The following is a 9,391-nucleotide window of genomic DNA, read 5'->3' as shown; positions in this document are numbered from 1 at the left end:
TAGATTTAAAGCAAAATCTCAATTTTCCCTGTCCATTTTCTTGACATAGTATCATTTATTAGGAAGTAATACTTCATCCCTTAATCCTTGAACGAGTTGAGCATCTAATTCTGGAAACCATTTTTCGTAAACATCACAGGGAAGTCTTGTTTTATTTGATGATGATGAGCAACGATGGCTTCGATGTAATTGTTCAATTCATGAAACGGTTCATTAGGATCATATCCACCTAAATATTTTCGGTCGTGCTGTGGAATAAAGGTAGAACTACTGCGCGCATGCCAATTACCGAGCATCACTGTAAAAGCGGCAAGGGCACATTTTCGTGTTTCAAAATCTCGATCATTAAAATAACGATAATATTCATCATATTCAAAACCCACACCAGTATCAAAATATCCGAGACCAACATTTCTAAGCCCCTCTGTTACTTTTTCTACGATAGATGTTGGAGTAGGCTGTAACGGCTGATTTATATCAAGCGCAATAATTTCATCGCTACTAGAATCTAATCGATGACCTAGATAAGTAATTGTTCGATAGTATTTTAATATATCTTGATTAGTTGTCGTATAAGCGATGTTGTCAATTAAGAAACCCATTGCTTCAGCGTGTTCTCCTACGTTATATAATGCCATGGCGTAAAATATTTTCATTTGTTCTTTTTTAGGGAATTTACGGAATGCTTCTTGGAAAAGTTTTTTCGCATCTAAAAAACGTTCGTGTGTTCGATAAATGCATCCTAATTTGACGTATGCGTCCTCCAGTTCTTCATCTGTTAAACCTAGTTCAATCGCCTGCTCATAAAATGGCATTGCCTTTGTTTCTTCAGCTAAAATATCAAAGCTTCGTGCACATTCATAATGGAGGGAAGGATTGAGTTGGTCGTTTGATAATAATGTCAAAAACATTTGTTTCGATTCTTGTAGTTTTCCTTGTCTTCGTAGCTGTAATGCTATATCTTTAGTGTTTTCCATGATTCTGCCTCTTCTCTGCTTGATATAATTATTATTCTGGAAAAAAAGGATAAAACCTCCTTTTGATTTAAGTATAAATTATCAACCGGGCTCTAAAAAATAGTAGGAGACACAAAAAAACAATTGCCATTTGATAGTTTTCTTCAAAAATATTTAGAAGAAATGTGATATACAAAGAGCGGAGAGGAGAAAATTCCAGCTGATCAAAAAGGAAAGCTACTCGATATTGCCCAGGAAATTTTAGAAAATTCGGATATCTGGAGAAGGCTACATCTATACATAAACAGAGGTTGATATTCAAAAAGGCCAACAGCATTTGATGCAGGAACGCACAAGCTTTGTCATTGCTCACCGCTTAAAAACAATCGAAAATGCCGACTAAATTCTTGTTATTCAATAGGGGAAATTGTTGAGCAGGGGGAATCACTATGCAAAAACAAGGAATTTATAGTAATCTACAGCAAAAAGTTTTGAACTCTTCATCCTTTACATAATAACAAAAAGAAAAACTCCATTTGGAAAAAGTCAAATGGAGTTTCTTTTATAACGAGCTATGATGCCCTATAGGACCCGATAGCACAAGTGTATAACTTAACAATTTTAGCTTTATTTCAAGAATACTGTCCAATTTTAAGATCGTTCTTTCCTTATCTAGTGATTTAAAGCAAATTGAATAATCCTTCTGGAACTAAGCTTAATTTATTTTTGGAAAAATCGCTAATTGGCTTCCAAAGCAATTTGAAGGTTGCACCATTATCTTCATGTCCAAAAAAAGAAGGTTCTTCATAAAAAGACTTTTCAACAAATTCAGCATCATAAACAAAAACTACTTCGTGTCCAAGGTCACCATTATATGTAAATATGTTTTCAAGTGTACCTAAATAGTTTAAGTTATTTATATTTGCCCCGATTTCTTCAAGTACTTCTCTCTTTATTGCTTTAGAGCTTGTCTCACCGTATTCAATTCCTCCGCCAATTGGTCGATAGTAATGATCTCTCTTAACTTCATCAAAACCTTCTGCGACAAGTATTGAATCGCCTTTCCTAAATATACAAATAGCAATTGCTCGAATTTGCCCTTTTCTCATCCTCTACCTCCATTCTCTTCTTCAAAACCCTGCTCCGCTAGATTCATATGTTGTTCTGTGAATCTGTTTTACTTTATTATAACAATTAAATAAATGGTATATAACTTAACCTGTGCCGTTAGTGAAATAAGAAATTATATTAGCATAAAAGGTAATTGGATTTCTTATCGAACTTTGTTTTAAAGCCACGTTTGTATTAGCAATTGTGGTAAACTTCTGTAAATGTTATGATGCACTAATATTTAGAAGGTGAGGTATAAACATGTACGAATTAAAAACGAAAGAGACGGATGAGAGTGTTATTGAATTTATTGAAAACGTCGATCATCCTAAGAAACGTGAAGATGCTTACCAACTATTGGATATTTTTACTGAAGTAACAGGATATGAAGCGAAAATGTGGGGGCCTAGTATTATCGGATTTGGTAGCTATCATTACAAATATGAATCTGGACATGAAGGCGATGCACCTTTAGTTGGATTTTCTCCTCGAAAGGCTAAAATCAGTTTATATTTTGCCCCAGGTGACAGTGAGCGAGAACAATTATTAAAAGAGTTTGGCAAACATACAACGGGAAAAGCTTGTGTTTATATAAATAAGCTAGCGGATATTGATGTGGAAGTATTAAAGTTGCTCATTAAACAATCTGTAGCCTTTTTACAAAAAACCTATCCCCAACTATAATTCTTTTTGGGTCAAAGGCTGTCTAAGTGGTGTGAAAACTTTAGGCAGCTTTTTGATTTTCTTGAAAAAATTAATTAGAAATTTATTTTTAACGTGTATCCTTTCAAGTATCAACTGAGAGGAGAGTTATATGAAGAAAATATTTAAGAAAATAGGAATCTACTTTTTTGCGTTTATGTTATTTGGGCTTAGTGTGATATTTATCTATCATCAATACGAGCTAAGTAAGGAATCTGACGTTTTGGAAAATAAAGGAACAATTGTTGAGGTAGATCATAATAAAATGAATGTTTATACTGAGGGCGATGGCGAGGACACTTATGTATTTATGGCAGGCTCAGGAATTGCGGCACCTATTTATGACATGAAAGGACTTTACAGTAAGTTTTCGCAAGAGCATAAGATTGCTGTTGTTGAAAGAGCTGGATATGGATATAGTGATGTTTCTAACGACGAACGCAATATTGATACAATTTTAGCTCAGACAAGAGAAGCGCTCCTGCAAAGTGGCAATAAGCCTCCTTATATTCTAGTACCACATTCTATCTCGGGGGTTGAAGCTATTTATTGGGCACAAAAATACCCTGAAGAAATTAAAGGGATTATTGCACTTGATATCAGTTTGCCAAGCCAATATATAGAGCATAAAATAGGAGTGGTCGAAAAAGCGACTGTTGGAGGAATAAATCTGTTGACCGAAATGGGTTTACACCGACTAGCCCCTTCGAAAGTGTATAATCAAGAAGTCATCAAGCAAACTTTTTTAACGGAAGAAGAAAAAGAAATATATAAAGCACTGTCCTTTAAACAATTTTTGAATGATGATATGAAAAATGAGCTACTACATGTATACGATAATAGTGTGAAATCAGAGGAGCTTCCAAAACCAAAAGATACACCTATTTTATTGATTGATGCCATTGCTGAACAAAATAAAGATTCCAAATATACGAAGTACCATCGCCAGAAATATGCTGAATTTGCCGAGCAAATACATATATCAGATGTGAAGGAATTAAGTGGTACTCATAGCATTTATTTATATAAACCCAATGAGATTTATCAACTGGCGATGGAATTTATGAACAAAGTCGATAACAAAGAAAGGCCGATGGAATGAAAGGATTTACGATATTAATAGTAGAAGACGATCTAATGATTGGCGATTTGATGCAAAAAATACTACAGCGTGAAGGTTACGATGTTGTGTGGAAAACAGATGGACAAGAAATTATGAGCATTATTCACCAAATCGATTTAGTGATTATGGACATTATGCTCCCAGGGGAAGATGGCTATCAGCTGACAAAGAATATTAAAAGCTTAGGTTTAAATATCCCCATTATTTTCCTATCAGCTCGCAATGATATCGACAGCAAGCTTCAAGGGTTAACGGTTGGGGAAGATTATATGACAAAGCCATTTGATCCGAGAGAGCTACTTTTACGAATGCAGAAAATGCTCGAGCAGCAATATGGGACATTTACGCAAATACAGCATTTATTGATTGATATAGAGCTTCGTAAAGTTTTTAAACATACTATTCATGATGAAATTGCATTGACAGCGATTGAACGCAAAATCTTCTTCTATTTATTTGACAACAGGGACAGAGTTTTAACAAAGGATCACTTTTTTGACTATTTATGGCCACTTGAGGATCGAAATCATAATATTATCAATGTCCACATCAAAAAGATTAGAACAAAAATGGATGATCCTTCAGGCAACATCCTTCAAAATATTTACGGAGAAGGGTATCGATTAAATACCTACATAAAGAAATGACGTTAAAAACAAAATATCGATTGTTATTATTTTCAGCGATTGTCAGTGTTCCGATCGTCTTGTTAGGAATAAGTGTGTCAATGTCCATTATTTATGAGTTTGCCTTTAAAACTCGTAATAAAGGCACGCCATTCCATGAATCTTTTGCCTACCCAACTATGCTAATTGTGTTTTTCCTATCATTATGTTTGCTAGCATTTTTATTTTCGAAATCAATCAATTCATTACTTTCTAAAATAAATATGTTAAACAAAGCCATTCGTGACTTAGCAAGTAATGAAAAAACACCAAATACATTAAAGGTTGACAATGAGGATGAAATTGGACAGCTCATTCAGTCAGTTAATATGCTAATTGAGCGAACTACCTATCGGGAATTAGAGCTTAAGCAACAACAGGAGCTGCAAAAAGAGCTTCTACAAAAGCTAAGACACGACATTAATACACCGCTCACAGCGATGCGTTTACAATTATTTTATCTAGAAGATCGCTATAAGGAACAACCGAAATTAGTAGAGTCCTTAAACGAGCAAATTCAATATATTGCTAGCTTAACGAATGAATTTAATTTGCAGTCCTTAGATACAATTGAAAATTCGTATGTTGTGAATGAAGAAATCCAACTCGCTGTATTGTTAGAAACGATGATAAAAAAGTGGAGCTATTTATATAGAATACATGACATCGAACTAATTTTTCATGCCGACGATAGTCATTTAATATGGACGAGCAATGAGCTATGGCTACAACGTTTATTCGATAATGTGTTTCAAAACACAATGAAACATTCAAAAGCTACAAAACTTGAGGTAACGATTAAAGAGGGCAAGGTTTATATGACTGATAATGGTATTGGTTTTGATCAGACTCATGTAGGCGAAGGTCTAGGCTTAAAAATTATTGACGATATAACAAGAATATTGAATATCACCTATACGTTACAATCAACTGGTGAAGGGACTTTTTATTTTTTTTCTTACGCTGAATATCGATAAATATTGAAAAGTGGGTGATAAATTCTAAAATTGTTCCGATAAATCTGTAAATCATTCCGATAAATTTAAAAATTAGGGCGATAAATCTAAAAATAGTTCCGATAAATTGAGATAGACCCTATTGAACGAACTAACTTCGTTCAATAGGGTCTTCAAGCAATGATTCAATGACATGTTTTAATTGAAAGATGGAAGATTGTTTACTGTCGCTCTTTTTGTAAATAAAGACAGTTTCTATTATGTTGTGGAGCTGCTGTAAATTGTAGTAGTGAATGTTTGTATAGTTATATAAATTAATTAGTTTTGTATTTAACACAGCAATCGAATTGTCTATTTGGAGGAAATCAAGAATGCTACTCACCGATTTTATTTCTTTCGTCGTAAATGGAACTTGGTGCTTTTTTAGCCATTCTGACATCGCGCGTGAATACATACATCCTTTACTTAGTACAAGTAGTGTAACGGGTGAACGTTCCTCAAAATTAATGATATGTGTATTATTCGATATGACTTCAAATGTTTCGGATGCAATCATGTCATAATTTAAGTCAGGATAATGTTTAATAGGGTTACTTGTTAATGCACAATCCATTTCGGCATTGTGTACTTTTTCATTTAAGGAAGTACTAGATTCTACTGTGAAATCGACATCTAAAGGTATATTATTTGTTTGTAACGTATGCATAATGGATGCGCCATAAATTTTGATTGTTGTATGTGATGTGCCAAAGCTAATTTTAGTGATCATTTGTTCGGCCCCGATTGCTTGTAAAAATTCATCGTATTCCTCTGTCATAAGCTTTAAAAAGTTTAAATATTGTGTGCCTACATCCGTAATTTTTAATCCTTGCGGTGTCCGTTTAAAAACTTCCTGACCAATTTCAGACTCCATTTTTTTCACTTTAGACGTTAAGGCAGATTGGGTATAATTAGTCATTTCTGCGGATTTACTAAGATTTTGCCTCTCCAAAATCTCGATTTTCAATGCTATTTCTTCTATATTCATGTTGTATTTCACACACCTATTAAATTTTTTGATAGCCGCTATCATTTTCCTCCATTTTACGCATTCCTTGGGCAAGCGTAAACTCTAGATATATAAAGTTATACTGCACAAATGAATCAGTGTAACGGCATTGGAGGATTTTTTATGAATACATATTATAAATGGATCATCGTTTTAGTAGCTACGCTTTCGCAAACTGCCGCAACTTTTGTAACGTACGGCATGGGACCAATTGCTACATTTTATCAAACTGAATGGAATTTATCATCGTTCCAAGCAGGATTTATCGTTTCTGCTGTCAATATTGGGCCGCTATTTTCCATGATTGTGTTCGGCTATTTCATGGATAAGAAAGGGGAAAAACAAATCATCGGATGGGGCTCTATTTTACTAGGATTCTCAGCTTTACTGCTCATGTTGGCAAATAACTATACGGTGTTACTATTTTTATTAATAGTCGTAGGAATATGGTACGGAAGTGCGCAAACAGGGGGCAGCACGGCCATCGTGAAATGGTTTCCAGATAAACATCGAGGGCTGGCGATTGGCATTCGACAAACAGGCATTCCGATTGGCGGCGCTTTAGCATCAGTCATCCTCACATATATGTACCACCATTATAACCTGACATCGGTGCATCTTGTACAAGGTTTGGTTGCGATTGCAGGTGGATTAATTTTTTTACTTATTTATCAAGAACCTAAAAATCATGTCGCAACGGCGGCAGCATCGGTAACCTTTAAAGAAAAGATGAGTGCCATTAAAAATAACAAAGATTTATACCCGATTTATATTGTAGGTATCGTCATGATGACCTTGCAAATGATACTTGTTGCCCATTTTATGAGTTATTTACATCAAGAGGGTAATTATTCATTGACGGAGGCTGGGCAATATTTAAGCCTTGTATTATTAGGAGGTATGATTGGAAGGGTAGCTATTGCCTGGATTAGTGATCAATTTTTTGCACAAAAACGGGAGTATCTATTAATCATAGTAATGGCTAGTGTAGTTATTTTCACAGTTCTATTGCCTTTTATATTGCAGGAGAAAAATTTAATGCTACTTTTTTGCTTTGTATTAGGCTTTGTAGCGCTTGGTTGGTATTCATTGTATATTGCTTGTGTGACAGAGCGTTCAAATCCCCATTATGTTGGTCTAACCGTAAGTGCAGCCTTGACGTTGAATCAATTATTTATTGTTATTGCGCCTTCGTTATTTGGATTCATGGTAACAGTTTTTTCAAGCTATCAATTGGCGCTGGATATAGTTGCGATCATAATAGCGCTAGGTGCAGTTAATTTATATAGATCTTTGAAAAGGCTTGAATTCAATAATCGGAGGAATGCGATATGAATAAAGGAAAAAGTTCCATTAGGATTGAAGCAAGTATTGCTACAGTTTGGCAAGCAATTACGGATGAAGGGTAGCTGTCACAATGGTACGCACCAGGTTCAACATGGAAGATCCCTAAATTAGAAGCTGGTGAAAAAATAACTTTCACGTTAATGCCGAATGCACATAATCAGCTCTCCGAAAAATTATCGATGATGTAACGATACAAGAAGTCCTTCCGAAGCGGGAGTTTTCGTTTTACTTAGAAGTGCCATAAACATTAATTGCTATTGTCCTGAAGGGGAGCCACTGTCACCTTTAATATGAGCGGCTATGAGGCTTCTCTTTCCAATTTGAAGGCGTGATATACCTACAATTTAAAAATGAACCCTGTATGAAGGCAAAAGTGCCACAATGCAGGGTTCATTTTTGCATGATCGTTACATATCGTTAAATGAGTCCTTACTACGTCTTAGGTCTTAGATGAATTTAATTCGGAGGGGCGTTTTTATAAATTGGTATTTTGATACAATCATGTTAGTGGTATATTATACAGCAGGAGGAATTATATTGAAAAAATTTATCGGTTTTGGATTATTAATAAGTGCTTCATTACTTGCTTTATCAGGATGCAACTCTGTCATTCCAGGCAAAACTAAAGATGAAACGATCTTAGTTGAAAAGGATGATGCAGAGAAGTTAGATGTTGAATTACAATTCGGTGTTGGAGATATGACAGTTAAAAAAGGTGCTAAAGATTGGGTTGAGGGTACTGCTCAATATAATATTAATAAACTGGCACCAAGAGTTGACTATGACTTACGCGGCAAGACTGGAGAAGTAGTGATTGATCATAAAGGTTCTACTAATGTAGGTTTAGGAAAAATAAAAAATACATGGGATATCCAACTGAATGAAGATATTCCAATGGATCTCTACGTTGAAACAGGTGCCTCAGAAGCAGAACTTGATTTACAAGGTCTGCAATTGGAAAAATTAGATATTGAAACAGGAGTTGGCGATCTCACTGTAAATTTAGGCGGAGATTGGAAAAAAAGCTTCAAAGCGAACATTGAAACAGGTGTTGGTGAAACTACTGTCGTTCTACCATCGAAGGTTGGGGTAAAGCTGAGGACAGAAGAAGGCATCGGCTCTTCCAATATAGAAGATTTTATTTCAAAAGGGAATGGCGTTTATGTCAATGAAGCATATGAAAATGCGGATGTAGTGCTTGAGGTGCACTCTGAAATCGGTGTAGGCGACATTACTTTTAAATTGGATAAATAATGAAAAGTTTAGTAGGCTACTTTGGATGAAGTAGTCTGCTTTTTTTGTTCTACATACAAACCGAGGATACGTTGCAAGCGGTCGGTGGAAGGTTTCCGGAAGCTTAATACATCTTGCCCGGAGAACTAGAAGCGATGGATGGAAGCGGCGAAGCGGCGGATAGAGGAGTGGAAGTGACGGATAGAAGAGCCAAGGCGACGGATAAAAGCGAAAGTGGCGGATAGAAGAGT

9 protein-coding genes and 1 pseudogene are annotated in these 9,391 nt (G+C 35.3%); 7 read left to right on the top strand and 3 right to left on the bottom strand.

Features of this window, described 5'->3' with window-relative positions:
* Positions 1 to 104 precede the first annotated feature (104 nt).
* Positions 105 to 977 carry a tetratricopeptide repeat protein gene (locus QRN68_RS20590; RefSeq protein ID WP_285398847.1) on the bottom strand — a complete coding sequence of 291 codons (873 nt, stop codon included), beginning with the start codon at positions 975 to 977 and terminating at the stop codon, positions 105 to 107.
* A 283-nt stretch (positions 978 to 1,260) separates the two neighbouring features.
* Between QRN68_RS20590 and QRN68_RS27150 the strand changes: the two are divergent.
* Positions 1,261 to 1,471: pseudogene (locus QRN68_RS27150) on the top strand (multidrug ABC transporter ATP-binding protein); the annotation flags it as partial.
* A gap of 165 nt (positions 1,472 to 1,636) precedes the next feature.
* Here the strand turns inward: QRN68_RS27150 and QRN68_RS20585 are convergent.
* Positions 1,637 to 2,065, bottom strand: a complete 429-nt coding sequence (locus QRN68_RS20585; protein WP_285398846.1) for an NUDIX hydrolase — start codon at positions 2,063 to 2,065, stop codon at positions 1,637 to 1,639.
* A gap of 262 nt (positions 2,066 to 2,327) precedes the next feature.
* On the opposite strand from QRN68_RS20585, the gene QRN68_RS20580 reads away from it, so the two are divergent.
* From QRN68_RS20580 to QRN68_RS20565, 4 genes are all read left to right on the top strand, one after another.
* Positions 2,328 to 2,750 carry a DUF1801 domain-containing protein gene (locus QRN68_RS20580; protein WP_285398845.1) on the top strand — a complete coding sequence of 141 codons (423 nt, stop codon included), beginning with the start codon at positions 2,328 to 2,330 and terminating at the stop codon, positions 2,748 to 2,750.
* Between the two features lie 130 nt (positions 2,751 to 2,880).
* Positions 2,881 to 3,870 carry an alpha/beta fold hydrolase gene (locus QRN68_RS20575; RefSeq protein WP_285398844.1) on the top strand — a complete coding sequence of 330 codons (990 nt, stop codon included), beginning with the start codon at positions 2,881 to 2,883 and terminating at the stop codon, positions 3,868 to 3,870.
* Positions 3,867 to 4,538, top strand: coding sequence for a response regulator transcription factor (locus QRN68_RS20570; RefSeq protein WP_285398843.1), 672 nt, complete (start codon positions 3,867 to 3,869; stop codon positions 4,536 to 4,538). Before QRN68_RS20575 ends, QRN68_RS20570 begins: the two co-directional genes overlap by 4 nt.
* The gene (locus QRN68_RS20565) at positions 4,535 to 5,533 is read left to right on the top strand and encodes a sensor histidine kinase (protein WP_285398842.1); all 999 of its coding nucleotides are present in this window, start codon (positions 4,535 to 4,537) and stop codon (positions 5,531 to 5,533) included. The genes QRN68_RS20570 and QRN68_RS20565 overlap by 4 nt, the downstream gene beginning before the upstream one ends.
* Before the next feature lie 130 nt (positions 5,534 to 5,663).
* Here the strand turns inward: QRN68_RS20565 and QRN68_RS20560 are convergent, their stop codons facing one another.
* Complete coding sequence (locus QRN68_RS20560) at positions 5,664 to 6,539, bottom strand: LysR family transcriptional regulator (RefSeq protein ID WP_285398841.1); 876 nt, start codon at positions 6,537 to 6,539, stop codon at positions 5,664 to 5,666.
* A 144-nt stretch (positions 6,540 to 6,683) separates the two neighbouring features.
* Between QRN68_RS20560 and QRN68_RS20555 the strand changes: the two genes are divergently transcribed.
* Both QRN68_RS20555 and QRN68_RS20550 read left to right on the top strand, forming a co-directional pair.
* Entirely contained in the window at positions 6,684 to 7,895 is a 1,212-nt protein-coding gene (locus QRN68_RS20555; protein WP_285398840.1) for an MFS transporter, read from the top strand.
* 549 nt (positions 7,896 to 8,444) lie between these two features.
* Positions 8,445 to 9,161, top strand: coding sequence for a toast rack family protein (locus QRN68_RS20550; protein ID WP_285398839.1), 717 nt, complete (start codon positions 8,445 to 8,447; stop codon positions 9,159 to 9,161).
* Positions 9,162 to 9,391 lie beyond the last annotated feature (230 nt).

The organism is Lysinibacillus sp. fls2-241-R2A-57, from assembly GCF_030209535.1.
In the GTDB taxonomy this organism is placed as follows: domain Bacteria; phylum Bacillota; class Bacilli; order Bacillales_A; family Planococcaceae; genus Lysinibacillus.
Note: the sequence above shows the minus strand (reverse complement) of the source record. Positions and strands in the feature narration are given on the sequence as shown.

What these genes read in the sequence shown, in the direction of transcription:
- QRN68_RS20580 (WP_285398845.1), top strand. Translation starts at nt 2,328, where the DNA reads ATGTACGAATTAAAAACGAAAGAGACGGATGAGAGTGTTATTGAATTT.
- QRN68_RS20570 (WP_285398843.1), top strand. Translation starts at nt 3,867, where the DNA reads ATGAAAGGATTTACGATATTAATAGTAGAAGACGATCTAATGATTGGC.
- QRN68_RS20555 (WP_285398840.1), top strand. Translation starts at nt 6,684, where the DNA reads ATGAATACATATTATAAATGGATCATCGTTTTAGTAGCTACGCTTTCG.
- QRN68_RS20560 (WP_285398841.1), bottom strand. Translation starts at nt 6,539, where the DNA reads ATGAATATAGAAGAAATAGCATTGAAAATCGAGATTTTGGAGAGGCAA.
- QRN68_RS20565 (WP_285398842.1), top strand. Translation starts at nt 4,535, where the DNA reads ATGACGTTAAAAACAAAATATCGATTGTTATTATTTTCAGCGATTGTC.
- QRN68_RS20585 (WP_285398846.1), bottom strand. Translation starts at nt 2,065, where the DNA reads ATGAGAAAAGGGCAAATTCGAGCAATTGCTATTTGTATATTTAGGAAA.
- QRN68_RS20590 (WP_285398847.1), bottom strand. Translation starts at nt 977, where the DNA reads ATGGAAAACACTAAAGATATAGCATTACAGCTACGAAGACAAGGAAAA.
- QRN68_RS20575 (WP_285398844.1), top strand. Translation starts at nt 2,881, where the DNA reads ATGAAGAAAATATTTAAGAAAATAGGAATCTACTTTTTTGCGTTTATG.